This window comes from Luteolibacter sp. SL250 (assembly GCF_026625605.1).
Classification (GTDB): domain Bacteria; phylum Verrucomicrobiota; class Verrucomicrobiia; order Verrucomicrobiales; family Akkermansiaceae; genus Luteolibacter.
In genome coordinates, this window is record NZ_CP113054.1 from 2,894,493 (window position 1) to 2,920,095 (window position 25,603).

The window sequence follows — 25,603 nt, forward strand, 5'->3', positions numbered from 1 at the left end:
CAATCAGATTTTTTTGAATTTATTCGATTTTAGAACAGTTTCTAAAGCCTTGAATTCCAGTTCACTCGGAGAGGGAAAATCTAAATCTTGGCTAATTTCTCGCTGTTCGTAGCACTTTCCCAGAGCGATATAGATGGTTTTAAGAACGTTGGCAGGAGCAACATCAAAATTTCTCCGCATCTCCGCGATCTCCTTTGATTTAGAATCAAGCTTCACAAAAGATGTGTGATCTAACGATATAGATCTAGCAGCCATAGTCGCCGCAATTGCACCACTCGCAAAAACCGCCCTATTATACGACTGATACAGCTCAATAAGATTAAACTGCAATCCAACAAGAGCGAAACCAATATCACGAATAGTTGGAAACCTAGCCCCAATATTATCACTCACAGATATCATATTTAGCAGTGCAGACATAGCCTGATTACCCATATAGACCTCAGTAAATGCCCATTCCGTGAAATACGCTCTGTTCGCATTTTTGAAGATACGCGCCGCCCGAAACACCTTTAGACTTTGCTCAGCTTGATTACCATCACGATATAACTGCGAAAGCTTAACCAAAAGGTAAGAATTATTAGGATCATTTTTAAGAGCCGCTTTCGCAAGCCTTATACCAAATGACGAATTTCCCTCTGATGCAAATTTACCTGATAAGTATCTCCAATCCGTTAAATGCGGAACAGAGGAACCATTTTCATTCGCCATGATTGCGGAACTCACCAAGTCACACAGGGCATTTTCTACATCATAATCGAATCTTTCTTCTCCAACAGCAATCGCAGCTTCCGCTATTGCCCTATGCCGAACTAGAATAAAGTCCCCTGTCGCCTCTGCGGCAGCTTCTTCTCCAAGCGGCTTAAGCACCTCCCTCCTAAGATGCGACTCATCCAACTCTAGAGCAGCGGCCAATACGGACCTAGATAAGTACTGAAGATTGAAAGCATGAGGGGCTGAAATGTAAATCAGAGCATCGAGAAGATTTGAGTTCGACTTACTACTACGAATAGGCACTCCCCTTAGACGCGTCATTAGGTTTGCCACATGATCCTTGAGAGCATCACCAACCCTAACCCTAAGCATAGCACCGAGAAATGCACCTCTTTCGTCGGCCGACTCTGACTCTTCCTGGGCAGCCTTTAAAAGACTCTCTACCGCCTCTTCTTGCTTCAATGTGGCAAGCTTACCGAGTCCTCTCTCACCTAGATTGGTCCATGCCTCTACTATGGATTTCGCGTCATTTTCACTTAAACCCGTAAGCCTACGCAGCGAAAAATTTGCAATTTTCGACCATTGAACGTCATTTCCATTTCTATTAATCCAGTCAGTATCTCTAGCCGTGATAAAGAATTGCACATTAGCGGTTTTTCCATATCTGGAAAGAAAAGCTTTAATAGTATTGATAAGCGAGTCCCCTTCATCACTCGCCACCACCCACACCTGGTCGCCGTTCACCAGTCTTTCCAGAATTTCGAAGGGAATATCCTTTTCAGGATCGTGCCTCCATAATATTTTCACATTAGAATAACTCTGTGTTTCGACAAGAGTCTGCAGAAATGCCGTCGATTTACCCTCGCCACCAGCCCCGATCATTAAAAGCAACTGACTACTTTGCGAGTTTATACCATTCCATAGCATACCCGTAAGTTCCTTAACAATTTCGCGCTTGGGAATTGCTTGAGATAAGGCATCGCTCCAGTTAGGGAGCCGACCCTCAAAGTATTCTAATAATTCATTCTCGGAAAGATCTCGTTTTCTTCGCTTCAAAAATTCTTCATCAATCAATTCCCATCCGTCAGGCACCCACTCGGGGCGCGCAGGACCAAATGATTTGCTCTTCTTTGCTTCATAGACAGTGGGTATTGCGAATATCCCCGGAGTTTCCGTCTGATAGTCTTCCGGTATATGGTCCGTATCCACACTCCAACTGTTTAAGTTGTTACTCCATTTTCTAGGCTGAAGATAGATGTTGTCATCTTGAAAATTATACCCTCCCCACACAATTCTAGTTAACCATTTTTCGGAATCTCGCGTGTCATAAGCGCAGCCTGCCTGAATTGATACAAACGATTGATTCCCCAGGATCTGTATACCCTGTTTCGTTTTATGGAGATGACCATGAAGATATATTACCCCTTTTTGGCTGAATAACGCAGAGAGTCGCTCTCCTACACTTGGCGTGAGCCACGATATTGGGTGATGCCCCATTACGATGACCTTTTTACATTTTCGCAACTTATCCAGCCCAGCCTCAACCATCAGCAATCCGGGCGTTAGCTGCATATAGTCGTCACTTTCATCACATAGCCAAGAAGTATTGATCCCAAGTATCCCTATCAATATCCCATTTACATCAACTTCTTTCGTATATATACCCTCCATCGAGGAGACCCACACCTCCTTTTCAAGTAGAGCCCATGGATAGGATTCGTAATTAGAAAACCTGGCGAGCAGGGGACTCCTCAGATCAAGCCCTTGTTCATTATTGTCCAGAAATTCAGGATATACAGCTAAAACACCTTTACGCTGAACTGCTTTTGCTTTCGAACGATCTATGTCGTGATTACCGGGAACCAAAAATATCTTACCGATAATATCTCCTCCCAGCACGCCAATTAGTGGATCCAAAAAGCATTTTTCATACAATTCATACTCGGCGGTCAGCCCCTTATTTGCGATATCACCACTAACAAATACGAAGTTGGGATATCCTGATGATTTGCACTGCCGGTCCGCATCCTCAATTATTTTATTATAAATTCGTATTTGATCTACTTTGTCTTTACCGGTATGGAAATCAGAAATGTGCAACCAAGTTATATCACTACATATGGACAAACTTTTCATTTTCTTGCTAATACGAATTTAGTTTTTGACTGGAGACCCATGGAAAGAGTCTGGGTATCGCGGGATGCATCGATGGTCTTGTGGATCTTTCTCAAATTCCGTCAAGCTCTTAGCCTTCGAAGATTATGTTGATGTGATTGGGTGGCGTATGAGTTCGGACATGGGCACCTCTATTCCTTATCGATGACGGCACCAAGGCTCAGAATCCGGCTTAATGCCTATGCGGTTCTTCAGCCGTACGCCGCCACCCACAGCAACGCCACCAGCTCCACCTTCACGTCGGTTTTGGCGGGTTTGAGGGTTTCGGTTTCGAGGTTGAGGTTGGCGGGATCGTATTGGGAAGCGATTTCGTTGGCTTGGGCTTCGAGGTCTTTCTGGAGGTCGGCGATCTGGGATTCGACGCCTTCGACCTTGGCTTCGGCGGCGTTGACGTCCTGCATTTGTTTCCAGGCGGAGGTTCCCTTGCTGATGGCGGAGGAGCCGCGGGTGATGGAGCCGAGGCCGGATTTCTTGCCGAGGAGGGCACCTAACACGCCGCCGAGGACGGAGACGCCGGCCTGCATCTTGGCGGCGCTGGATTCGTTTTTTTGTTTCTCCAACTGGCCTTGGGCGGTGCGGAGCTGACCCTCGAGGGTGGCGATCTTTTTCGTGGCGGCGTCCCGCAGTTTTTTGACAGCGGCGTCCCGCGCCTCGCGGGCTTGGAGCTGGAGGCGGGCGCGGAAGTCGCCCTCGGTCTCGGCGATGTTAGAAAACGCCTTGAGCGCGGGGCAGGAGAAGATCTCGGCGCGCTGGGTGCGGTAGAGTTCCTCGGCGAAGGTTTTCTCCACCTGCTTGTAGTTGGCCGCATTCATCGCGTAGCCGGGGAGTTCGCTGAAGCCCGCGCCATCGGCAGGTTGCGAGTTTTCAGTGTTCAGTTTCAAAGGGGGAGGAAGATTGGCGGCGAGGTCGATCTTGTCCGGGAGGATGGGATTGACGAAACGGACGGTGCGGCTGCCCTCGACGCCCATCCTGGTGGAGGAGAAATGGACGGTGGCGGTGCGCAGGAGGTGGGGCGCATAGGTGGTCTCCTCCGCAGGGCCGGTGAGCGGGGCGAAGATCTCCTTCACCCCGGCACCGACGATGGGCCGGGCTCCGCCGGTCTTCTCCGGAGCGGAGGGAGTGAGGCCGGGCATGCCTGGCATCCCGCCATCGTCCGGAGCGGCGGAGGATTTCCCGGAGGGGCCGCCGATGCCGGCGAACTCCCCGCGCTTCGGGTCCATGAGGGACTTGATCTGGGCGCGGGCGAGCGGGCCGGTGAGGTAGGACATGACCCAGCGGACGTGGAACAGCGTCGGCGCATCGTCATGGACGTTGTTCATGAGGAAGACGCGGTTGCCGAGGCCGGAGATGAGGGTCTCCATCTGCTTGCGGTCGAACTTGGCGTTCTGGGAGCCGGCGGCGCCTTCCAGGCCATCCAGCACGCGGAGCTTGTCCCGCTCCGTCTGGAGGCGGCCGAGGAACCAGGTGCCGATGTTCGAAAGCGCCTTGTAGTCGAGATCGACGGGGTTCTGGGTGGCAAGGAGGCAGCCGAGGCCGAAGGCGCGGGCCTGCTTCAGCAGGGTCATCATCGGGCGCTTCGACGGTGGATTGGCGGAGGGCGGCAGGTAGCCGAAGATCTCATCCATGTAGAGCAGTGCCCGCAGGGAGGTGGTGCCGGTCTGGGTGCGCATCCAGCCGAGCGTCTGGTTCAGCAGCAGGGAGACGAAGAACATGCGCTCCACATCACCGAGATGGGCGATGGAAAAGATGGAGATGCGCGGTTTCCCGGCGCGGGTCTTCAGCATGTCGGAGATGTCCAGCGGGACGCCCTCCAGCCATGTGGCGAAGCCCGGCGAGGCGAGGAGCGTATTGAACTTCAGCGCGAGGTCCTGGCGCTTTTTCTCCGGGAAGAAGGAGGCGAGGTCGATGACGCCGATCTTGTCAAAGGCGGGCTTCTGGATGGAACCGATGAGCTTTTCCAGGGTGATCCCCTGACCTTTATGCCAGGCATTCTGGAAGATGGCGGCCAGCAGCACGGCCTCCGGACTCTGGGCGGTGTCCGCATTCACGCCGACAAGCGAAAGGAGCGAGGAGACGGTGCTTTCCACGCGCTCGCTGAACAGCTCCCCGTCCTCCAGGATCTCGTCCGGCGGGACATCCAGCGAGCTGAGGATGGACACGGGGATGCCCGCCTTGCTGCCGGGGGTGAAGATGTTGATGTCCACCTTTTCCTGGAACTGGCGGATGCGGTCCGGCTCCTGCCCCCAGTCGGCGAGGCCCTTTTTCCAGCCCTCCGCGGTCTTCGCGGCGAAGTCATCCGGCGAGAGGCCTTTCTTCGCCGCATCGTCCTCATTGATCCACGGGCGGAAGCTGGCGGCGTCCAGCTCCGGAAAGGTGAGCAGGAGATTGGAGATGTCCCCCTTCGGGTCGATGATGATGGCGGGGATGTTGTCCATGGCGGCCTCCTCCAGCAGGGCCAGGCAGAGGCCGGTCTTTCCGGAACCGGTCATGCCGAGGACGACGCCGTGGGTCACGAGGTCCTTGGAATCGTAGAGGACGAGGTCATCGGTGACGGCCTTGGTGGTGGGGTCGTATTCTTTTCCGAGGTAGAACTGGCCAAGTTTCTCGTAGTCGGCGGGGGTGATGCTCATGGGAAGAAAGTTTGTTAGTTTGCAGTGTTCAGTTTTCAGGGGCGGAGGGAAGGGAGAAAGTGGTCCGGTTGATGGTGGATAGTTGATGGTTGATAGGAACAGGAGGACTCGGCAGGGGGCGTTCCTGACGGGGTGGTGAGACAATGGAATTTCATGAAATTTTCATGCCTTCTTCGTTTCCTCCGGCGGATCTTTTGTTAGGTTCCGCGTTGAAGATCATGGAAAACGCCACCGAAACCGAAGTCGCCGAAGCCGCAAAGCACCTCCGCTCGCTGACGGCGGGGCTGAACCAAGTGCTGTTCGGGCAGGAGGAACTGATCGACCTGGTGCTGACGGGCGTGCTGGCGCGGGGCCACATCCTGCTGGAGGGCCTGCCGGGCCTCGGCAAGACGGAGCTGGTGAAGGGCCTGTCGAAATTGCTGAAACTGGACACGAAGCGCGTGCAGTTCACGCCGGACCTGCTGCCCGGTGACATCACCGGAAACCCGGTGCTGCAGGAGGTGGACGGGCGCAGGGAGTTCGTCTTCCAGCCGGGGCCGCTTTTCACGAACATCGTGCTGGCGGATGAAATCAACCGTGCCTCGCCGAAGACGCAGTCCGCGCTGCTGGAGGCGATGCAGGAGCGCCGGGTGACGGTGCTGGGCAAGACGCATGAGCTGCCGAAGCCGTTCTTCGTGCTGGCAACGCAGAACCCCATCGAGCTGGAGGGCACCTACCCGCTGCCGGAGGCACAGCTCGACCGCTTCCTTTTCAAGCTGGAGGTCACCCGGAACAACGTGGCCACGCTGGAGCGGATCGTTTCCCACCGCGAACTGGGCACGGAGCCGGTGGTGGAGCCGGTCATGAGCGCGGAGACGCTCGGCGGGCTGCTGGAGCTGGTCCGCCGCATCTACCTGCCGCCAGTGGTGGCCAACTACATCGCCCGCCTGGTGGATGGCACGCACCCCGGCCAGTCGGAGGCGGCGAAGGGCATCCGCTACGGCGCCAGCCCCCGTGCGGCGCTGGCCCTGGCGTCCGCGGCGAAGGCACGCGCGCTCATCAACGAGCGGACGAACGCCAGCTTTGAGGACGTGAAACTCATCGCCCCGGCGGTGCTTCGCCACCGGATCGTCCTGGACTACAACGCCCGGGTGGATGGCAAAACGACGAATGACCTGGTCCGCGCGCTGATCGAAGAGGTGCCGGTGCAGGACACCGCGACGCCGAAAACCCTCAAGTCCGCCTAACGGAATCCCCCGGTCCGGCGTTTCCACCTGCGGTGGCATGCCACCCCATCTCCCATACCCATGCGTTTCCTCGCCCCTCTCCTGATCCTCCTCACCGCAATTTCCTCCGCCCAGGAGCAGATGATGCGGAAGGTGTATGAAACCAAGACGGACACCCACGTGGAGGTGACGTCGCTTTTCAGCAAGCCCTCCGCGGAAGGCTACTTCCCAGTGAGGGTGAAGGTGGCGAACAACCAGAAGCAGGGCCACCTCATCCGGCTGAAGTTCATCGCCACCGGTAGCTATGACGGCGGAACGCGGGCTGTGTCGGAGTTCACCATCGGCGGCCCAGCGGGAAAGGTGACCACCCGTGACATCCTGGTGCCACTGAATCCCGTGGCGGACACCTACCAGTCCAGTGTCTATCTGAAGGTGGAGATGTCCGGCACCATGGGCACCCAGACTCACTCCGTCTCCGCGGACTATGGCAACGAGCAGCCGTCCGTACTGTTGAGCGAGCCGCTCTACAGCGTGAACGCATCCCGTCTGGACAGTGAGGCGGCCTCCGTCATGAGCAGCTTCGGCGGTGGCAGCTTCACCTCCAGATTCGATGCCAACCAACTGCCTGACAACTGGCTCGCCTTCTCCGGATTCGATAATGTCATCATGTTGGATTCCGACTGGACTTCTATGCCAGCCGGTTCCCGCAACGCGCTGCTTTCCTGGCTGCGGCTGGGCGGGCACCTGGTGATCTACAGCAGCAACTCCCCCAGCATGACCTCGCTGGGGATCCCCGGGGACACCAGCTTTGGCACCGTTTCCATCCAGAGCATCCCAGGAAGCCTCAATCTCAATGCAACCGACCTGCTGGCCCACCTGACGACGGGGAACTCCCTGAAGACCCACCGCTACTCCATGGCGGAGGATTTCGGCAGCGGCTGGTCGCTTTTCCACAGCTTTCCGCAGAAGGAGTTCCGCTACTTCCTGTTCGTCATCGTGCTGCTCATCTTCGGCGTGCTGGTGGGGCCCATCAACCTCTTCGTCTTCGCGAAGTCCGGGCGCAGGCATCTGCTGTTCATCACCACGCCCATCATTTCCCTTTGCGCCAGCGTCATCCTCATCGCGCTGATCCTGTTCCAGGACGGCTTCGGCGGAGATGGGCAGCGCCTCGCGCTGATGGAGGTGCCCGCGGGCAACGGGGAGAACGCTGCCTTCATCCTCCAGGAACAGGTTTCCCGGACGGGGGTGCTTACGCGCGCGAATTTCGGGATCGAGGTGCCCTCTCTGTTTTCCCCGGTGCCGATGGAGGAGAATCGCTGGACGCGCTTCAACGACAACGAGACGGACGGCAACTACAGCCTGCAGCCTGATGGCGCCGCGCTGGGGGCATCGGGCGATTGGTTCCAGAGCCGCTCGATGCAGGGCCAGATGATCACCTCGGTGGTTCCCACCCGTGGGCGGATCGAACGGGCGGCAGGCTCCAGCGAGCTGCTTTCCACCTTCGGCTTCCCCATTGAGAAGCTCTTCTACCGCGACGCCCAGGGCCAATGGTTCCGCGCGGAATCGGTCGAAACCGGGAAGCCGTTCGCCCTGACCAGCGTGGATGAATCCCTCATCCGCCCGGAGATCGACTCGCTGCAGAGTGAGTTCTCACGGCGCAATTCCATGCTGTTCGAGCGGGCGCGGGAGAGGAAGGACCACTTCATCGCCGTGACCGCCGCCGCCCCGGCGATCGAGACCCACCCGGGCATCCGCTGGCAGGAAACGCGCACCATCATCACCGGCGGCATCGCCACTCCGTAACACCCTTTTTCCACCCGACTTCCATGTCCGCACTCGTCGTCAACAACCTCTACCGCTACTTCGGCCAGCTCCAGGCGGTGAATGGTGTCACCTTCTCCGTTCCCCATGGTTCCGTGTGCGGATTCGTGGGCGCGAATGGCGCCGGAAAGACCACCACCATGCGAATCCTGGCCACGCTGGACTATCCCACGTTGGGCAGCGCGGAGGTCTGCGGCATCAACGTGCTGAACCACCCGGCCGAGGTGCGGCGGCTCATCGGCTGGATGCCGGATCATTTCGGCAACTATGAGCACATGACGGTGCTGGAGTATCTGGACTTCTATGCCCGCGCGCTCGGCTACAAGGGCAAGGAGCGCCGCCAGCGGGTGCAGGAGGTCATGGAGTTCACCGACCTGGTTCCCCTCGCGGAGCGGTTTTCCAACAAACTTTCCAAGGGCAATACCCAGCGCCTCGGCCTGGGCCGCGCCCTTCTGCATGATCCGCAGGTGCTCATCATGGACGAGCCCGCCGCCGGTCTGGACCCGAAGGCACGCGTGGAGCTGAAGCACCTCATCCGCGTGCTGGCGAAGGAGGGCAAGACCATCTTCATTTCCTCCCACATCCTCTCCGAGCTGGGCGAGATGTGCGACTCCCTGCTTTTCATCAACAACGGCCGCATCGTCCACCACGGGGATGCGGAAAGCCTGAAGCGTGGTTCCGACTCGCTTGGCGGCGTCCTTTATGACGTGCAGATCGACGGAAATCCACAGGCCGTCTCCGACTGGTGCGTACTGCAACCGCAAGTGGAGTTCCTGGAGTCCCGCAAACATGGCGGCCGCATCCGCATCGAGACGGACGATCCCGCGAAGGCGGCGGATGTCCTTGCCCGGATGGTGAAGGATGGCCTGCGCGTGACCGAGTTCCACCGCGAGCAACGGAACCTGGAGGATGCCTTCATCGACATCCTCGGCCGTCTGGATGAGGGCAAACCCGCGGTCGAGCCACCGCCCATGCCCACCCTCCCGCCTTTCACGCCTGCGGCCAACTGACCACCCGCCATGTCCATTTTCGCTTCCACCGACTTCCCTGACCGGCTTTCACCGATGCTGGTGAAGGAGCTGCGCCAGGGGCTCCGCGCGAAGACCTTCGTCGCGGTTTTCCTTAGCCTCCAGATCATCCTGTTGATCATCCTCCTGACCGCGACGGCCAGCACTTCGTCAGCGTCCGCCGGAAAGTTGATTTCCGGTTTCATCTTCACGTTCTTCGCCATCGCCGTACTGATTGTGCAGCCACTGCGGGGCATTGGTGCCCTGTCATCGGAGGTGAAGGGCAACACGCTCGACATGATCGTGCTCACCCGCCTGACGGCACGGCGCATCGTCTATGGGAAGTGGTTCGCCATCGTGAGCCAGTCCGCGCTCATCTTCGCCACCATCATCCCCTATCTCATCTTCCGCTATTTCTTCGGGAAGATGAACCTGCTGGGGGAAGTGGTCCTGTTGCTGATGATCTTCCTCACCTCAGTGGCCCTCACCGCGATCACCGTGGGACTTTCAGGATCTTCTTCGGTGATCCTGCGTGCGCTCATGCCCATCATCGGCATCCCTATCCTCACCTACAGCGCGCTCGTCTTCATTTTTTCCCGCGGCTTCATCGGCGGCCCGAGCGTCATCGAATACTGCGCCCTCGGTGACTTCCAGTCGCGTGTCTACGTGGGCAGCTACGCACTGGCGATCCTTTATCTGGGGTGGTCGTTGCTGTCGCTCGGTGTGAGCTTCATCGCCCCCGCCGCGGAGAACCATACCACCAGGAGGAGACTGATCGTGCTGGCGGTTGCTGCGGCCTCCGCTGCCATCATCGGAAGCACCACGGTGAATGAATTGGTGGTGCCATTTCTGTTCGTGCTGATCGCCCTGCCGGCGATGGCCACCGCTCTCACCGAGCGAACGACCCTTCCTCCCGGGGTGAGAACCCCATTCGCAAGGAACGGCCCGCTGGGGGAACTGGCCGGGCTTTTTCTCGCTCCCGGTTGGCCGGCGGGTGTGTTCTTCTCGCTGCTGCTTTCCGGGATCTTTCTGGGTGTCACCTACTCCGGCCTGATACCCGGTTGGACGGATGACTATCAGGTGGTGCTGGCATCGGTCATCGGCGGGCTTCTGTTTCCTGCGGTGATCCTCGTGCTGTTCCGGGTGGATGAAGCCATCCGCGTCTCCGCCTACATCCTCATCCTGGCTGCGAGCGGAATCTTCACGCTGGTCATGTGGGGCATCATCGAATCCCTCCGCAACGAGGAACTCCTTTGGTTCCTGGCCTGGAACCCTCTGAGCTTCCTTTCCATCGTCGGCAGCCAGCCGGATGGATATGAGTACGCCCCGACCGCCGCCCCCATCGTGACCGGCCTCTATTTCCTCCTGCTGATCACCATGGCCATCATCGCCATGAAACGCATGAGGAAGACCGAAGGGAAGGAAACCGCCTCCGAAGCATGACCGCCGCCGACCTCGCCCAATGCCACTCCCGCGCGCTGGCCGCAGCGGCGCGTTTCCGGCTGCCCCTGCGCTCGAAGGTATGGCGCGGGCAGGCTGGCGAGTTCGCGGGTGGCGGGACCGGTTCCTCGCTGGATTTCCAGGACCACCGCTCCTACGTGCCCGGGGATGATCCGCGGCACATCAACTGGCAGGCGTATGCCCGGACGGGGAGCTACACCATGAAGCTGTTCCGCGAAGAAGTCCGCCCGGTGATCGACCTCATCCTGGATGTATCCGAGTCCATGTTCTTCGATGGCGCGAAGGCCACACGCACCGCGGAGCTGTTCTACCTCATCGTCGAAAGCAGCCACGCCGCTGGCGCCGCCATCGCGGTCCATCTGGTCCGCGGGGATTCCACCCTCACGCTCGATCCCTCCACCATCCGGTCCCACACCTGGATGGAGAAGGCACGGGCCATGAAAGCCGCCACCCCTGCCCAGGCACCGGATCTTTCGCGCATCCCCCTGCGGGCGAACTCCATCCGCGTCCTGATCTCGGACCTGCTGTTCGCCGCGGATCCGGATCCCATCCTCCGCCACCTGGGCCAGCGCCACGGCACCGTCCTCCTCTTCTCCCCTTTCCTCCGCACCGAGGCCGACCCCGAGTGGTCCGGCAACTACGAGTTCATCGATCCGGAGGAAAACACCCGCCACGCTCACCGCATCGAGCCTGCCACCCTGCGCCGCTATCTGGAGGCCTATACCAACCACTTCTCACTCTGGAAGCAGACCGCGATCCGTCACCAGACGGCCTTCTCCCGCATCCCCTGCGAGCCGGACCTGATCCCCACCCTCTTCCAGCACGCCCGCCACACTCTGGAGTCCACGTGATCTCCGGCACGCGCTTCCTCTTTCCATGCTCACCAACCCACTAGGCCTGCTCGCCCTGCTCGGCATCCCCGCCGTGCTGGCGATCCATTTCCTCCAGCGCAAGGCCATCGAGCTGCCCGTCTCCACCCTCTTCCTGCTGGAGCGCACCCAGAGGGATGCCGCCAGCGGGAGGAAATTCGACCGCCTCATCCCATCCATCCCGCTGTGGATGCAGTTGCTGGCCGTGCTGCTGCTCACCTGGTTCCTTGTCGAACCCCGCTTCCCGAAATCCGGCACCGTCCAGCGCGTGGCGGTGGTGCTGGACTCCTCCGCCTCCATGAGTGTTTCCAGGCAGGAAGCGATCAAGCAGCTCACCGAGGCATTGCCATCGCTCAAAGGCTCCGCGGAAACACTCGAGCTGACCGTCCTGGAATCCATCCCCACCCGGCCGCGGCTGTACTCGGGAACCTCCATTGATGACTTCAAAACGGCCATGGAAGGATGGAATCCACGGGATGGCATGAATGATCCCACGGCCTCCCTCCGCCTGGCGCGGTCGCTCGTCTCATCCGAAGGCAGCGTGATCTACGTCACGGACACGCCCTCCCTGGACAGTGATGGGGAGCCGGTTCCCCTGCCCTTCAACGCCCGCATGCTCTCCGCCGGAAAGCCGGTGGAGAATGCCGGCTTCACCGGAGTGACATTCTCGCAGGAGGAAGGCGCACTCGTATGGAAGGCCATGGTCCGGAACTATGGCACCGCGCCCGCCGAGCGCACATGGTCCCTGCAGTCATCCCAAGGAGCGACGGAGCCACGCGGTTTCAGCATCGCCCCCGGTGCGCTGGTCACCCTCCAGGCCGCGTTTCCGAAGGACGCGGAGAATGTCCGCATCGTCCTCTCGGCGGATGCCTTCGCATTGGATGACGTGCTGCCGCTGGTCGCTCCCGCCGCGAAGCCGCTGAACCTCTTTACCAACACTTCCCCTGCCTTCGCATCCCTCACGGAAAAGCTGCTGAAGTCGCTGGAATCCGCGGTGCCCGTCAATGACGCCGCCACCGCGGATCTGGCCATCGCTTCCTATGATCCATTGGATCCCGTCCTGCCGGAAGGGAACTCCATCATTTTCGTTGAGGACTCCACCAGCGCCGGAGCCTACCTCCGTGGGGGCATCGTTGCTGAGCCGGACCGATTGCTGGATGGACTGAACTGGCAATCCCTGCTCGTCCGGGAAACCATCCAGCTCGACCGCGCGCCGACCGACCGCGTGCTGCTGTGGCAGGAAAAACGGCCCCTCATCTTGGTCCGCGACGTGCCCGCCACACCGGAGAAGCCCGCCTTCCGCCAGCTCCGCTTCAACTTCGACCTCCGGCTTTCCAATGCCCTCCAGCAGCCCGCGTTCATCGTCCTGCTGCACCGCTTCGCCGAAACCATCCGTGAGGCGAAGGTGGCCCACGTTTCCGCGAATCTGGAGACGAACCAACCACTCACGCTCACCACCGCTCCCGGCGTCCCCCTTCTCGTCAAGGCAACCGATCCCACTGGAAAGAGCGCGCTGCGTCCCGGCAGCGGCTCGCACACCCCCGGCGACCCCGGCTTCCTGACGGCCACCCAGGGGGACAAGCCCCTGCTCACCGCCGCACTCCACTTCGCGGACACCCGGGAGGCGGACTTTTCCGCCTGCGCTCCGATCTCCGATTTCGCAAAGCTCGGCTCCACCACCACCGAACGCCACACCAAGCCGGATCCCTACTGGCAGATCTGGCTGATGCTCCTGCTGGCCGCGCTGCTCGCATCGTGGAAGTTCACGAAATCGAAGCGAAACGAAGGGCCGTCCGAAGTCCCGGTAGCCTCATGAAAATTCTTCCCTTGGTCTGCGTTCCCATCAGCCTCTCCGTTTCGGCATGCGGCAAGCGAAACGCGTTCGTAACCACCAATGGTGGCTCTTGGGAAATGCACGGGACCGAGAAAGAACGAATCCCCAAAACCGGCAGGTATGGCGGATGGCTGTTCACCGACAGCGAACCCGATTGGCAGGCAACCCATCTCCATTTCACGGACGGATCCCAACGATTCGATGTTCCGGCAATGATTATCCGGAACATCGCTCATCCCAGCGAATTGGACTTCTCCGTCTCCGGCAACACTCCTTCCAATTTCACCATATCCCTTTCCGGCGGGGACGCTGCCGGCTTTCATATCGTTCGTCTATACTATCGCAATGGCACGGTTCGCAGGGCAGAGGCTGACACCGCTGCCAGTTTCAAGCCCATCTCCATCTATCCCTGACCCCGTTCAATGTTCGATGTTGGACGTTCAATGTTCGATGTTCCTCTAAAATGTTCCTTCACCCCGAATTTTTCCTCCTGATCCCCGCACTGGCCCTCGTCGGTTGGTTCTGGCGGAGTCTGCGGCTGCATTCGCCTCTGCGCATGGTCATCCTGCTGCTGGCGGTGGTGGCGCTTGCGGAGCCGGTCCTGCACCGCCAGCAGAACTCGCTGGACCTCCATGTGCTGCTGGATCGTTCGGACTCGACCGAGGATCTCATCGACAAGGGCCTGCCGGAGTGGCAGCGGCTGCTGGAAAAGGCAAAGCCCACCCGCAGGGACAATCTCTACTTCCACAACTACGCCGCGGAGATCGCGGAAATGGGGGCGGACGGTTCCTCCTTCACCGGCTCCCGCAAGCTCACGCGCACCGGCCTCGCCCTTTCCACCATCGCCGCGGAGTCGGATGAGAAGCGTCCTTCCCGCGTATTGATCTTCACCGACGGTTACTCCACCGAGCCGGTCCAGGAAGCCGCCGCCCAACTGGAGGCCAGGGGCATCCCCATCGACTACCGCATCGTCCGGGAAGAGGATGCGAACGACGTGCGTCTGGCACGGCTGCATTTCCCGGAGCGCGTGCAGATCGGCGAGCCATTTGTCATCACCATCACCGCACGCGGCCCCAACGGCCTGGAGGTGCCGCTCATCCTGCGCCGCAACGGAGCAACCCTCACCGAGACGAAGGTGACCCTCACCGAAGGGAATGCCACGGTGGAATTCACCGACCGCATCCCCCGCTCCGGTGCCTACGAATACGAGGCGGAGGTGCGCGCGGAAGGCGACGCCCACATGGGCAACAACAAGGCCAGCCGCTGGATCGAAGTTACCGGCGGACCGCGCCTGGTCCTCGTTTCCCGCTACGAGAATGACCCGCTGGCGAAGGTACTTTCCTCCCTCGACTTCAACGTCCAGATCATCAGCGATTCCACCCAGCTCAAGGCGGGACTGCTCACCGGTGCGAAGGCGGTGGTTCTCAACAACGTGCCCGCCCATGAGATCCCGAACGATTTCATGAAAGCGCTCGACTTCTTCGTACGCGAGCAAGGGGGGGGATTCCTCATGGCCGGCGGCGAGCGCTCCTTCGGTGCCGGCGGCTATTTCGAATCGGCCATCGATCCGCTGCTCCCCATCTCGATGGAGCTGAAGAACGAGCACCGCAAGCTCTCCGTCGCGCTCGCGATCGTCATGGACCGCTCCGGTTCCATGGCGGTCAACGTCGATGCGAAGAACACGAAGATGGACCTCGCCAACAGCGGCGCCGCGAATGCGATCGATCTGCTCGGACCCATGGATCAGGTGGCGGTCTTCGCCGTGGACAGCGAGCCGACGAAGACCATCCCGCTCACCACTGTTGGAAACCGGAAGCAGGAACTTGGGGCGCGGGCGCGGAAGATCGAGTCCGGCGGTGGCGGCATCTACGTCTATACCGCACTGAAGGCCGCATGGGAGGAACTCCAGAAGTCCCAAGCCGGGACCCGCCACGTCATCCTCTTCACCGACGCCGCGGACTCCGAGGAACCGGGCGACTACAAGAAGCTCATCAAGGACATGACGGACGGCGGCTGCACCATCTCCGTCATCGGCCTGGGCACCAAGGCGGACCCCGACGCGGCCTTCATCGAGGATGTCGCGAAGCTGGGCAACGGCCGGATCTTCTTCTCCGACCGTCCGATGGACATCCCGAAGATCTTCGCCCAGGAAACCGTGACCATCGCCCGCTCCGCCTTCCTCAAGGATCCGGTCGGCACGAAGGCGACCGGCCGCTGGTCGGAGATCTCGCCGAAGGCGCTCAACTGGCTGCCGGAGGTGGACGGCTACAACCTTTCCTACGCCAGGCCGGACGCGACCGTTTCCCTGATCGCGGCGGATGAATACCTCGGCCCGCTGGTCGCCCACGCCCGGCGGGGCCTTGGCAGGACGGCCGCCGTGTCCTTCCCGCTCGGTGGGGATTATTCGGAGAAGGTGCGCAGCTGGCCGGGATACGGAGACTTCCTCCAGACGCTCGGACGGTTCCTGATGGGCGATGTCACGCCGCCCGGCATCGCCATCCGCCACCGCATCGAAGGCACCCGCCTCACCGTGGACCTGCTCTATGACGCGGAGGAATGGGGCCAGAAACTCGCCGCCCTGCCGCCGAAGGTGAGGCTTCAGGATGACAGCGGAACCGCTGCCTATGACCTGCCGTGGCGGCGCATCGCACCGGGTCATTTCTCCCTCACCCGGGACCTTGAGGAAGGCAGCGTCGTCCGTGGAGCCGTCCGGGTAGGTGAGCACGCGCTGGCATTCGGCCCCGTGAATGTCGGCTCGTCCGTGGAGTGGTCGTTCGATTCCGCCCGCGTCGCGGAACTTCGCTCCGTCTCCGCCCAGACCGGCGGCCGGGAACTGCTGGACCTCTCCACCGCATGGCTGCGGCCGCCGTTCATCGCGGAAACCAACCTGCGGCTGCCGCTGGGCATCGCACTGATCCTGCTGATCATCACGGAGGCCCTCATGACCCGCACCGGCTGGAGGTTGCCGCAGTTCGCCCTTCCCCAGCGCGCCCCGCAACCGAAGATCCCGAAGGCCCCGAAATACAAACCCGCCAAAGTCGCACCGGTGATGCCACAGGTGAAGGAGGATGCACCATCACCTTCCCCAGTCCTGGAGGAAGTGGACGAATCCGCGAGGCGCTCGCGCTTCCAGAAAGCCAAGGATCGGAAATGAACCCCTCCTCTTCACCCGCACAATGAAATGGTTCTGTGTCGCTCAATCGATCCTCCTGATTTTCCTTATCGTGGTGGGACTCGGGAAATTTTCAAAAGCGGAGGATCTCTGGATCGGTGAGGAACGACAGCGTCTCAAAAATCAGCCTAACCTCTACGGGCAGGATAAATTGGGACGGGAGCAGATGGTGAATTCACTGCTCGTCGAGGGAATTTTCTACGGCAGGCGATATGCCGGAGCTGCGGTTTGGTTTCTTACGCTGGGATGTGGGTTTGCCGCCGTCTCCTCGGCGGTTATCGCTCTGCACTATCCCGGTCGTGCGCTTCGTGAAACGCATGGCATTTCCGTGAAGTAAGGAGGGAGGACACTCTTGTCCTCCGTCTGCAACGGGAACCCATCTACACAAGGCAAAACACCTCTAACAGAATTCATCTTCCATCGCATCGCCAATGCAGCCGGTGGACAAGAGTGTCCACCCTCCTTACTTTCCACCATGCGCCTCCTTTCCTTCATCCTTCTTCCTCTCCTTCTCCTCACCGCCTGCAAGCGGACGGACTCCAACACCCTCCGCGTGGGCATGGAGCTGACCTATCCTCCGTTCGAGACGCAGACTCCTTCCGGTGAACCGGATGGCATCTCCGTGAAACTCGCGGAAGCGCTGGCAGCGGATCTGAAGCGCCCGCTGAAGATCGTGCCGATGGAGTTCTCCGGTCTCATCCCCGCACTCAAGTCCGGCTCCATCGACCTGGTGATCTCCTCCATGACCGCCACCGATGAACGGCGGGAGTCGATCAATTTCTCCGAGCCCTACGCCTTCACCGGTCTGGCACTGCTGGTCGGAAAGAACTCAGACGCGGAGTCCATCCACGATCTCAAAGCACCCGGCAAACGGCTCGCGGTGAAGTCCTCCACCACCAGCGAGGCGTGGGTCCGCAAGAACCTCCCGGATGCCAAACTCACCGCCTTCAGCGATGACGCCGCCTGTGTGCTGGAGGTGGCGCAACGCCGTGCGGACGCGTTCATCTACGACCAACTCAGCATCCTCCGCTACCAGCGGAAAAATCCGGACACCACCCGGGCCCTCCTCAAGCCATTCACCGAGGAGTCCTGGGCGGTCGGCATCTCGAAGAAAGACCCGGACCTGCTCCAACAGACAAACGCCTTCCTCTCCCGTTTCCGGTCGGAAGGTGGCCTGGAGAAACTCACCGACCAATATCTGAAGGAAGAGAAAGCCGCCTTGGCCGAGCAGGGCATCGCATCCCCGCTGAGGTGATCTCCGGATTGGACGGGAGCTGGAACCCATCCTACCTTCCTCCACCATGACCCCGAATCCCTTCCGCTGGGTGGAGATCTATGTCGATGACATGGAGCGCGCGAAGAAGTTCTACGAACAGGTGTTCCAGATCAAACTGGAGCGGCTGGAAAACCCGGAGCCTGAGATGTGGAGCTTCCCCATGTCCCGGGAGATCGTCGGCGCGGCTGGTGCGCTGGTGAAGATGGAGGGCTTCTCCGCCGGACGGAACAGCGTCATCCCCTACTTTGGCTGCGAGGAGTGTTCCGTGGAAGCCGCACGGGTCGAGGAAGCGGGCGGCACCATCCACAAGAAGAAATTCTCCATCGGTCCGTATGGCCACATTGCCCTGGTGACGGACACGGAGGGCAACATGATCGGCCTGCACTCGGTTGTTTGAGGGCGGGTGGAGATGTCCGCGCGTCATCGGCCTTGATCTTCCCCCCATCAGGGGCGAAAGATCCCGCCGCATGCCTTTCGATTTCGACACCGTCATCCCCCGCCGCGGCACCGGCAACATCAAGTATGACCGCCGCCCGGAACTCGACCCGTTCTGGGTCGCGGACATGGATTTCGCCTCACCGCCGGAGATCCTGGAAGCGCTGCACCGCCGCGTGGACCACGGTATCTTCGGCTACGCCCAGGCGCATGAATCCCTGAACGAGGCCGTCCTCAGCTACTTGAAGAACCGCCGCGGGGCGGATGTGATCGTCGGAGAAATCGTCCATCTCGGAGGGCTGGTGCCGGCGCTTTCCCTCGCCGCGAGGGCCTTCTGCAAGCCCGGGGAATCGGTGATGACTTGCACGCCCGTCTATCCTCCTTTCCTCGGCGTCCATCATGATGCGGACACGAAGCTGATCACCACCGACCACGTTCTCCAGGACGGCGTGTGGACGTTCGACTGGGCTGCCATGGATGCCGCCGTCCGTCCGGACACGAAGATCTTCATCCTCTGCAATCCACAGAATCCGCTTGGCCGTGCCTTTTCGAAAGAGGAGATCGTGAAGCTTGCCGCATTCTGCGAACTCCACGACCTCGTCCTCATTTCGGATGAGATCCACTGCGACCTGATCTTCGATGAAACGGTGACTCCCCACTTCTCCGCGCTCAACCTGCCGGAGAAATACCGCGACCGCGTCATCACCCTGCTGGCGCCGAGCAAGACATGGAACATCGCTGGCCTGGGATATGCCTTCGCTGTGATCCAGGACGACTCGCTGCGCCGGAAATTCGCCGCTGCCCGGGGCCATACGCTCGCGGAGATCAACGCTCTTTCCTACTACGCCGCGGAGGCCGCCTACCGCCACGGCGAGCCATGGAGGCAGGAACTCATGGCCTACCTGAAGGGCAACCGCGACATCCTCGTGGACTTCATCAACAACGAGTGTGACGGCCTTTCCATCCTCGCTCCGCAGGCGACGTACCTCGCATGGATCGACGCGAAGCATGCCGGCTATGACAACCCGGCCAACCACTTCGAGAAGAAGGCGGGCCTGTTCCTTTCCGATGGCACATTCTTCGGCTGGCCCGGTTATTTCCGCTTCAACTTCGGCTGCCCACGCTCCCGGATGATGGAAGGTCTGGAGAAGATCAAGGCGGTCCTCTGACCCGACCGACCGGGGATCAGGTGGCTGAGCCGGAGATTTCCCCGCTCAGGGTGATCTTCGCCTTGGCGAGCAAGTTGCCACCGGTGTGGATCTCACCATCCACCTGGACCAGCCCGCCCATCCGTCCCTCCACCGCCACACGGATCTCCAGGATTTCTCCGGGCACCGCCGCGCCAAGGATCTTCGCCGCCCTCACCGCCGTCAGGCGCATGTCGGAAAGAGGCTTCTCCACCGGGTCGCTCTGTGCCACCACTCCCCCCAGTTGGGCGATGGCCTCAATGAGGATCACCCCCGGCATCATCGGATTTCCCGGAAAATGGCCCTCCAGGAATGCCTCGTCCCCCTTCACGCGGTAGATTCCTTCACCCCGCTTTCCGCCATCGAGGGAAACCAGCTCATCGACAAAACGGAACGATGGTCCGTGTGGGAGGGCGTCAAGTGCGGAAGGATGCTCGGACATGCTTGCGGGATGGTTTGCGGGGCATCGACTTCTTGGCAAGGCAGCTCGTAAAAAAGATCGACCAGTGCGGTAATTTTTGGTTACGTGCCTCTGTCCAAGCCGTCACCCCCTTTCTTACTGTTGCACCCTGCGGATCCCAGTGCCATCCCTTCTTTTCGGGCCGAACGAGCCCGGACACGTCCGTTGGCCCGCGTTCCGTTGGACCTGCTGGCAATGGCCGGTGCCATCCTTTACTGGGGCATTCTCGGACTCTTGGTGACCATCGTCTGCGGCACACTTTCGTTCATATTGCCACGTGGTGCGGGTGAGAGGTTGGGTCGCCAGATCCACCACTACATTTTCCACTTTTTCGTGATGTATCTGAAGGCAACCGGCCTTCTGAGAGTGGATCTATCCGAGCTGGGGAAACTCGGACACGTATCCACCCCCGTCATCGTCGCGCCCAACCATGCCTCCCTGTGGGATGCCGTTTTCATCATCGCCCGTCTGCCACAGGCCATCTGTGTGATGAAAAACTCGATCCTCCGGAATCCCTTCCTCGGTGGCGGATCCCGCCTCTCCGGTTACATTCCGAATGGAGCCACTTCCCGCATGGTCCGCGACGCGGCGGCGGCCCTCCGGCGTGGTGGCCAACTCCTCCTTTTTCCGGAAGGAACACGCACCCTCCCCACGGAGCGTTGGATCAATTCTCTGAAGGGTGGCTGCGCCCTGATCGCCATCCGCGCCAAAGTGCCGGTGTATCCCGTTTTCATCCGGAGCAACAGCCGGTTCCTCCAGAAGGGCTGGCCGCTGTGGAAGCCACCCATCTTCCCCATCGAGATCGCCGTCAGCGTCGGGGAGCCACTTCTCCCGGATGAGAATGAGTCCGCCTCCGCGTTCACCAACCGCCTGCAACAGGTCTATGAGCAGGAACTTGCAAAATTCCACCCGTTGAGGCGTCAAACCGGTGTTTGATTCGCCGATGCCTATGCCAGCACGCTTGCCCTGCCCGCTCACCGTGGGTAAAGCACATCCGCACATGGCCGATTCGAGACCGCTCATCCTGATCCCGACTTTCAATACCGGCCCCATTCTCCGCGATACCGTCTCCAACGCGCTGGCTTCCGGACTCCCGCTGTGGGTCGTCGTTGATGGTTCCACCGACGGTTCCCCCGCCCTGCTGGAAGGACTCTCCCCTGCATCCTCACAGGACTTCCGCATCCTCCGGTTGGAGCGGAATTCTGGAAAAGGCGCCGCCGTTTTCCATGGACTGAAGGCGGCCATCGAAGCTGGTTACACCCATGTCCTCACCATGGATGCGGACGGCCAGCACCCAGCCCCCCATCTCCCGGAGTTCTTCCGGTTGTCCGCCGCACATCCGGAGGCTGCCGTTTTCGGCAGGCCGGTTTTCGACTCTTCCGCTCCGGCCATCCGCGTCAACGGGCGGAAGGTGTCCAACTTCTGGGCGAACCTCGAGACACTGGGTTGGGGAATCGATGATTCCCTGTTCGGAATGAGGCTCTATCCAGCGGAGAAACTGATGGAGGTCATGGAATCCACCGCCTTCGCCCGCCGTTTCGACTTCGACCCGGAGGTCGCCGTCCGTCTTGCATGGAGCGGGGTGCCGATCCTCAACCTCGCCACGCCGGTGCGCTACCCCAGCAAGGAGGAAGGCGGGATCTCCCAGTTCCGCTACCTGCGGGACAATACCCTGCTCACCTGGATGCACATGCGGCTGATGGCCGGCTTCCTCCTCCGCCTGCCCCTGCTTGCTGTCCGGGGTTCCAACCCCCTCGATCATCTCAATCCACCCAGCGCGTGACCGCTACCCTCGAACGACGCATCGCCGATCTGTTTCCAAGGAAGCAGCACCACTATTACGTGCGTTCCAAGCTGAGCACCGATCCCCTCTACACCGCCATCCACCAGGAATTGGAGGGATCAGCCCTTCCTCTGCAGGATCTCGGGTGCGGACTGGGCGTGCTGGCATTCTACCTCCGGGAAAAGGGCCTCACCTTTCCCATCCACAGCTTGGACTACGACGAACCGAAGATCAGATATGCGAACCAAGCGATTCCCGGTTCCGGCTTCTCCGATCTCACTTTCGCCTTCCATGACGCCCGCAACGGACTGCCGGAACACGCCGGCAACGTGACCATCCTCGATATCCTGCAGTTCTTCACCCCGCAGCAGCAGGAGACGCTGCTCCAGCAGGCCGCCTCCAACGTCCTTCCGGGCGGCAAACTCCTTATCCGCTCCTGCGTGCGGGATGATTCGTGGCGTTTCCGTGTCACCATTCTGGGAGATCTGCTCGCAAAGGTGACTTTCTGGATGAAGGCCGCCCCCACCCACTACCCCACTGCGGAGGATTTCTCCCGGATTCTCTCACCGTTCGGAAAGGTCGACATAGCCCCACTCTGGGGACGAACACCTTTCAACAACCATCTCATCGTGCTAAACCGGCAATAAACCGCTCTTTTTTGGAGCGAGTGATTGCACTTCCCTAACAGACTCTCCACCATCACCCCATGGAACTCGACCTTATCGACGTCCAATTCGACCTCCGCTCGATCAAGCCACGCGAGCTTGAGGAAGCGCTGGAAGATCCGTTTTCCGTCCGCTTTCTCCCTGACAGCGAACGCGGCGACGGCTCCTCACGCTATTACTCCCTCGGCCGCACGGTGGCCGACCGCTATCTCTTTTTCTGCTTCGGAACGGACGGCAAGACCGTCCGGGTGGTCGCCGCGCGCGACATGACCGAAGGAGAGCAGAAATTCTACGACCGCAAATACGCGGAATTCCGCTAAAACCCCATCCCGAAATGACCCCTATCTCCCGCTGGTCTGACATCCCGGAATTCCCCGATGAGGCCGCCGAAGCCCAGTTCTGGGCGACCCACGAACTGGACCCGCGTCTCATGTCCACCTCCGTCCATGAGGCGGATTCGCGCGAATCCACCACCATCACCCTCCGGTTCGACCCCCGGATGTTGTCGCGGATCAAGCGCATTGCCCGCTCCCGCTTCCTCAACTATCAGTCGATGATGAAACAGTGGCTCGCGGAACGGTTGGAGGATGAGATGCGCAAGCAGTGATCCGGATTCCACGGGGAGGTCACATGGCCTCTCCGTTTCGTTTGCCCTTGGAAAGGGTAAATCCTGCCCAGCCGAGTTTTGATCTCCCCGCCGCGCAACCCCTGGTTCTGGTTCGCGTGCTTCGCAGGCTGGTTCGGCATCCTCTGGCTGCTTTCCTCCCGCTCCGGGGACGCGGGCGGTCTGCCGCCGGTCCCAGGCCTGGATAAGGTCGTTCATTTCGGCTATTTCTTCGGTGGTGGAGGTCTGTTCACCGCCTTCCTTTTCCGCCTGTCCCCTGACCGTCCACGCTGGTTGTGGATCCTGTTGTGCGTGATTCTTGTATTTTCCCTCGTCGGCTGGCTGGATGAACATCACCAGAGCCATGTCCCGGGGAGGACCGGCAACGATCCCGGCGACTGGCTGGCGGATCTCAGCGGCGCGTTGTGCGGGGCTTTGGTGTTCCGCCGCCTGCACCACATTCTCCGCTGAAACCCGGTTCATCCGCGGCTTGAAGCGTTCTCATCCGCCGGACCTCCGTTCCCCCGCTTTTCAACTTTCCTCGCCGCAGGCCCGGCATAATGTGGTGGCAATGAGTGCCAACCAACTCGACCAGCTCAAACAGTTCACCACCGTCGTCGCCGATACCGGCGATTTCGAGTCGATGAAAGCGTATCAACCCCGTGACGCGACGACCAACCCCTCCCTGATCCTGCAGGCTGCGGGAAAAGCGGAATACCGCCACCTGATCGACCAGGCGATCACTGATGGGAAAAAATCCGGGAAGGAAGGCCAGGAACTCATGGAGACCATCCTTGACCGCATCCTCATCCTTTTCGGGCTGGAGATCCTGAAAATCGTCCCCGGTCGTGTTTCCACCGAGGTGGATGCACGCCTTTCCTTCGACACGGACGGCACCATCGCCAAGGCCCGCCAGCTCATCGCCGCCTATGAGGCGGAAGGACACGGCCGCAACCGCATCCTCATCAAGATCGCCTCCACCTGGGAAGGTATCAAGGCCGCCGAGGTCCTGGAGAAGGAAGGCATCCACTGCAATCTCACGCTGCTCTTTTCCTTTGCCCAGGCAGTCGCCTGCGCGGAGGCCGGCGTGCAGCTCATCTCCCCTTTCGTCGGACGGATCCTCGATTGGTACAAGGCCAGCACCGGCAAGGACTACACGGCGGAGGAGGATCCCGGTGTCGTTTCCGTCCGTGAGATCTACACCTATTACAAGAAGTTCGGTTACACCACGGAAGTGATGGGCGCTTCCTTCCGCAACAAGGGGGAGATCCTCGCGCTCGCCGGTTGCGACCTGCTCACCATCGGGCCGAGCCTGCTCGCGGAACTCCAGGCATCCACGGAACCGGTCGGAAAGAAACTTTCCGCCGAGGAAGCGGCCGCCTCCGACGTGGCACAGATCACCCTGGACGAGAAATCCTTCCGCCTGATGTTCAACGAGGACGCCATGGCCGTCGAAAAGACCGCCGACGGCATCCGCAAGTTTGCCGCCGACATCGTGAAGCTTGAGAAGCTCATCGCCGCTTCCCTCTGAACCAGCGGCTCATTCAAAATCCGGAACGGAAAGGCACGCGTCCGCGCGTGCCTTTCTTTTTGTTCCCATGTGAATAAAATCGGCGCAACTTCCCTCTCATCCGGTGGTTGAAAATCCATGCTCAGCGCCGGATTCGCCGCTAGTCCTTTCCTTGACATCATGGAGGCCGAACGCCCGCAAGCGCCCACCGACGAGAATTCACGCGACATCCTGCTGATGGAGCGGATCGGTGCGGGCGACCACCGCGCTTTCCGGGAACTGGTGGAGCGGCACCAGCACGCGGTGGTGGGCACCGTGGCGAAGATGCTGGGGAATCCGTCCGAAGCGGAGGATATTTCCCAACAGGTATTCCTCCGGGTCTGGCGCCACGCGAAGCGCTACCGGCCGGATGCGAAGTTCACCACCTACCTTTTCACCATCACCCGCAACCTCGTCTTCAACGAATCCAGACGGAAGAAGCGGCGGAAGGAAATCTCCTCCGACGAACGGGAGGAAAACTCGCATGCGGGAACGCCGGATGATCCCAGCCGCCAGCCGGATGCGGAACTGCTGCAGGCGGAACTGCGTGCGGCGGTGGACCGAGCGATCTCCGCGCTGCCCGAGCAGCAGAGGATGGCGGTGGTGCTGCGCCGCTACGAGCAGATGCCGTATGAGGAAATCGCAACGGTGCTGGATCTCTCCGTATCCGCCGTGAAGAGCCTCCTTTTCCGCGCGCGGACCACCTTGAGGGACTCGCTTTCGAGGTATCTGGAACCTTGACCGCGATGGCCCGCC

At 60.2% G+C, this 25,603-nt stretch carries 23 protein-coding genes; 20 read left to right on the plus strand and 3 right to left on the minus strand.

Annotated elements, in window-relative coordinates:
* Positions 1 to 3: 3 nt before the first annotated feature.
* Entirely contained in the window at positions 4 to 2,850 is a 2,847-nt protein-coding gene (locus OVA24_RS12800; RefSeq protein WP_267670217.1) for a metallophosphoesterase family protein, read from the minus strand.
* 230 nt (positions 2,851 to 3,080) lie between these two features.
* The gene (locus tag OVA24_RS12805) at positions 3,081 to 5,519 is read right to left on the minus strand and encodes a helicase HerA domain-containing protein (protein ID WP_267670218.1); all 2,439 of its coding nucleotides are present in this window, start codon (positions 5,517 to 5,519) and stop codon (positions 3,081 to 3,083) included.
* 218 nt (positions 5,520 to 5,737) lie between these two features.
* Here OVA24_RS12805 and OVA24_RS12810 point away from each other — a divergent pair, with 218 nt between their 5' ends.
* The 12 genes from OVA24_RS12810 to OVA24_RS12865 all read left to right on the plus strand — a co-directional run bounded on the left by OVA24_RS12810 (position 5,738) and on the right by OVA24_RS12865 (position 19,768).
* Positions 5,738 to 6,745 (plus strand): AAA family ATPase, encoded by a 1,008-nt coding sequence (locus tag OVA24_RS12810; RefSeq protein ID WP_267670219.1) that lies wholly within the window; start codon positions 5,738 to 5,740, stop codon positions 6,743 to 6,745.
* A gap of 60 nt (positions 6,746 to 6,805) precedes the next feature.
* Positions 6,806 to 8,527, plus strand: coding sequence for a hypothetical protein (locus OVA24_RS12815; RefSeq protein WP_267670220.1), 1,722 nt, complete (start codon positions 6,806 to 6,808; stop codon positions 8,525 to 8,527).
* Between the two features lie 23 nt (positions 8,528 to 8,550).
* Entirely contained in the window at positions 8,551 to 9,555 is a 1,005-nt protein-coding gene (locus OVA24_RS12820) for an ABC transporter ATP-binding protein (RefSeq protein WP_267670221.1), read from the plus strand.
* A 9-nt stretch (positions 9,556 to 9,564) separates the two neighbouring features.
* Entirely contained in the window at positions 9,565 to 10,995 is a 1,431-nt protein-coding gene (locus OVA24_RS12825) for a hypothetical protein (RefSeq protein WP_267670222.1), read from the plus strand.
* The gene (locus OVA24_RS12830; RefSeq protein WP_267670223.1) at positions 10,992 to 11,864 is read left to right on the plus strand and encodes a DUF58 domain-containing protein; all 873 of its coding nucleotides are present in this window, start codon (positions 10,992 to 10,994) and stop codon (positions 11,862 to 11,864) included. The genes OVA24_RS12825 and OVA24_RS12830 overlap by 4 nt, the downstream gene beginning before the upstream one ends.
* A gap of 25 nt (positions 11,865 to 11,889) precedes the next feature.
* Positions 11,890 to 13,698, plus strand: a complete 1,809-nt coding sequence (locus OVA24_RS12835; protein WP_267670224.1) for a vWA domain-containing protein — start codon at positions 11,890 to 11,892, stop codon at positions 13,696 to 13,698.
* Positions 13,695 to 14,129: a hypothetical protein gene (locus tag OVA24_RS12840; protein WP_267670225.1), complete on the plus strand. Its 435-nt coding sequence runs from the start codon at positions 13,695 to 13,697 to the stop codon at positions 14,127 to 14,129. Before OVA24_RS12835 ends, OVA24_RS12840 begins: the two co-directional genes overlap by 4 nt.
* Before the next feature lie 50 nt (positions 14,130 to 14,179).
* Complete coding sequence (locus OVA24_RS12845; protein WP_267670227.1) at positions 14,180 to 16,870, plus strand: vWA domain-containing protein; 2,691 nt, start codon at positions 14,180 to 14,182, stop codon at positions 16,868 to 16,870.
* Between the two features lie 22 nt (positions 16,871 to 16,892).
* Positions 16,893 to 17,225, plus strand: coding sequence for a hypothetical protein (locus OVA24_RS12850; protein WP_267670228.1), 333 nt, complete (start codon positions 16,893 to 16,895; stop codon positions 17,223 to 17,225).
* A gap of 138 nt (positions 17,226 to 17,363) precedes the next feature.
* Complete coding sequence (locus OVA24_RS12855; RefSeq protein ID WP_267670229.1) at positions 17,364 to 18,143, plus strand: transporter substrate-binding domain-containing protein; 780 nt, start codon at positions 17,364 to 17,366, stop codon at positions 18,141 to 18,143.
* A 46-nt stretch (positions 18,144 to 18,189) separates the two neighbouring features.
* On the plus strand, positions 18,190 to 18,561 hold the full coding sequence (locus OVA24_RS12860) for a VOC family protein (RefSeq protein WP_267670231.1): 372 nt from the start codon (positions 18,190 to 18,192) through the stop codon (positions 18,559 to 18,561).
* A gap of 70 nt (positions 18,562 to 18,631) precedes the next feature.
* The gene (locus tag OVA24_RS12865) at positions 18,632 to 19,768 is read left to right on the plus strand and encodes a MalY/PatB family protein (RefSeq protein ID WP_267670232.1); all 1,137 of its coding nucleotides are present in this window, start codon (positions 18,632 to 18,634) and stop codon (positions 19,766 to 19,768) included.
* A 16-nt stretch (positions 19,769 to 19,784) separates the two neighbouring features.
* Here OVA24_RS12865 and OVA24_RS12870 read toward each other — a convergent pair whose 3' ends face one another.
* A complete protein-coding gene (locus tag OVA24_RS12870; RefSeq protein WP_267670233.1) occupies positions 19,785 to 20,228 on the minus strand; it encodes a 3-hydroxyacyl-ACP dehydratase FabZ family protein in 444 nt (147 codons plus the stop codon).
* Positions 20,229 to 20,411: 183 nt separating this feature from the next.
* Here OVA24_RS12870 and OVA24_RS12875 point away from each other — a divergent pair, with 183 nt between their 5' ends.
* From OVA24_RS12875 to OVA24_RS12910, 8 genes are all read left to right on the plus strand, one after another.
* Positions 20,412 to 21,182 (plus strand): lysophospholipid acyltransferase family protein, encoded by a 771-nt coding sequence (locus tag OVA24_RS12875; protein WP_267670234.1) that lies wholly within the window; start codon positions 20,412 to 20,414, stop codon positions 21,180 to 21,182.
* Between the two features lie 64 nt (positions 21,183 to 21,246).
* The gene (locus tag OVA24_RS12880) at positions 21,247 to 22,029 is read left to right on the plus strand and encodes a glycosyltransferase family 2 protein (protein WP_267670235.1); all 783 of its coding nucleotides are present in this window, start codon (positions 21,247 to 21,249) and stop codon (positions 22,027 to 22,029) included.
* The gene (locus OVA24_RS12885; RefSeq protein WP_267670236.1) at positions 22,026 to 22,676 is read left to right on the plus strand and encodes a class I SAM-dependent methyltransferase; all 651 of its coding nucleotides are present in this window, start codon (positions 22,026 to 22,028) and stop codon (positions 22,674 to 22,676) included. The genes OVA24_RS12880 and OVA24_RS12885 overlap by 4 nt, the downstream gene beginning before the upstream one ends.
* A gap of 59 nt (positions 22,677 to 22,735) precedes the next feature.
* The gene (locus OVA24_RS12890; RefSeq protein WP_267670237.1) at positions 22,736 to 23,014 is read left to right on the plus strand and encodes a BrnT family toxin; all 279 of its coding nucleotides are present in this window, start codon (positions 22,736 to 22,738) and stop codon (positions 23,012 to 23,014) included.
* A 14-nt stretch (positions 23,015 to 23,028) separates the two neighbouring features.
* Positions 23,029 to 23,301 (plus strand): CopG family antitoxin, encoded by a 273-nt coding sequence (locus OVA24_RS12895; protein WP_267670238.1) that lies wholly within the window; start codon positions 23,029 to 23,031, stop codon positions 23,299 to 23,301.
* A 78-nt stretch (positions 23,302 to 23,379) separates the two neighbouring features.
* Positions 23,380 to 23,769, plus strand: a complete 390-nt coding sequence (locus tag OVA24_RS12900; RefSeq protein WP_267670240.1) for a VanZ family protein — start codon at positions 23,380 to 23,382, stop codon at positions 23,767 to 23,769.
* A gap of 100 nt (positions 23,770 to 23,869) precedes the next feature.
* Positions 23,870 to 24,829, plus strand: coding sequence for a transaldolase (gene tal, locus OVA24_RS12905; RefSeq protein WP_267670241.1), 960 nt, complete (start codon positions 23,870 to 23,872; stop codon positions 24,827 to 24,829).
* Between the two features lie 117 nt (positions 24,830 to 24,946).
* Positions 24,947 to 25,588: an RNA polymerase sigma factor gene (locus OVA24_RS12910; RefSeq protein ID WP_267670242.1), complete on the plus strand. Its 642-nt coding sequence runs from the start codon at positions 24,947 to 24,949 to the stop codon at positions 25,586 to 25,588.
* Positions 25,589 to 25,603 lie beyond the last annotated feature (15 nt).

Excerpts from the sequence above, each read along its gene's own strand:
- OVA24_RS12800 (WP_267670217.1), bottom strand. The coding sequence starts at position 2,850 with ATGAAAAGTTTGTCCATATGTAGTGATATAACTTGGTTGCACATTTCT.
- OVA24_RS12805 (WP_267670218.1), bottom strand. The coding sequence starts at position 5,519 with ATGAGCATCACCCCCGCCGACTACGAGAAACTTGGCCAGTTCTACCTC.
- OVA24_RS12810 (WP_267670219.1), top strand. The coding sequence starts at position 5,738 with ATGGAAAACGCCACCGAAACCGAAGTCGCCGAAGCCGCAAAGCACCTC.
- OVA24_RS12815 (WP_267670220.1), top strand. The coding sequence starts at position 6,806 with ATGCGTTTCCTCGCCCCTCTCCTGATCCTCCTCACCGCAATTTCCTCC.
- OVA24_RS12820 (WP_267670221.1), top strand. The coding sequence starts at position 8,551 with ATGTCCGCACTCGTCGTCAACAACCTCTACCGCTACTTCGGCCAGCTC.
- OVA24_RS12825 (WP_267670222.1), top strand. The coding sequence starts at position 9,565 with ATGTCCATTTTCGCTTCCACCGACTTCCCTGACCGGCTTTCACCGATG.
- OVA24_RS12830 (WP_267670223.1), top strand. The coding sequence starts at position 10,992 with ATGACCGCCGCCGACCTCGCCCAATGCCACTCCCGCGCGCTGGCCGCA.
- OVA24_RS12835 (WP_267670224.1), top strand. The coding sequence starts at position 11,890 with ATGCTCACCAACCCACTAGGCCTGCTCGCCCTGCTCGGCATCCCCGCC.
- OVA24_RS12840 (WP_267670225.1), top strand. The coding sequence starts at position 13,695 with ATGAAAATTCTTCCCTTGGTCTGCGTTCCCATCAGCCTCTCCGTTTCG.
- OVA24_RS12845 (WP_267670227.1), top strand. The coding sequence starts at position 14,180 with ATGTTCCTTCACCCCGAATTTTTCCTCCTGATCCCCGCACTGGCCCTC.
- OVA24_RS12850 (WP_267670228.1), top strand. The coding sequence starts at position 16,893 with ATGAAATGGTTCTGTGTCGCTCAATCGATCCTCCTGATTTTCCTTATC.
- OVA24_RS12855 (WP_267670229.1), top strand. The coding sequence starts at position 17,364 with ATGCGCCTCCTTTCCTTCATCCTTCTTCCTCTCCTTCTCCTCACCGCC.
- OVA24_RS12860 (WP_267670231.1), top strand. The coding sequence starts at position 18,190 with ATGACCCCGAATCCCTTCCGCTGGGTGGAGATCTATGTCGATGACATG.
- OVA24_RS12865 (WP_267670232.1), top strand. The coding sequence starts at position 18,632 with ATGCCTTTCGATTTCGACACCGTCATCCCCCGCCGCGGCACCGGCAAC.
- OVA24_RS12870 (WP_267670233.1), bottom strand. The coding sequence starts at position 20,228 with ATGTCCGAGCATCCTTCCGCACTTGACGCCCTCCCACACGGACCATCG.
- OVA24_RS12880 (WP_267670235.1), top strand. The coding sequence starts at position 21,247 with ATGGCCGATTCGAGACCGCTCATCCTGATCCCGACTTTCAATACCGGC.
- OVA24_RS12890 (WP_267670237.1), top strand. The coding sequence starts at position 22,736 with ATGGAACTCGACCTTATCGACGTCCAATTCGACCTCCGCTCGATCAAG.
- OVA24_RS12895 (WP_267670238.1), top strand. The coding sequence starts at position 23,029 with ATGACCCCTATCTCCCGCTGGTCTGACATCCCGGAATTCCCCGATGAG.
- tal (WP_267670241.1), top strand. The coding sequence starts at position 23,870 with ATGAGTGCCAACCAACTCGACCAGCTCAAACAGTTCACCACCGTCGTC.
- OVA24_RS12910 (WP_267670242.1), top strand. The coding sequence starts at position 24,947 with ATGCTCAGCGCCGGATTCGCCGCTAGTCCTTTCCTTGACATCATGGAG.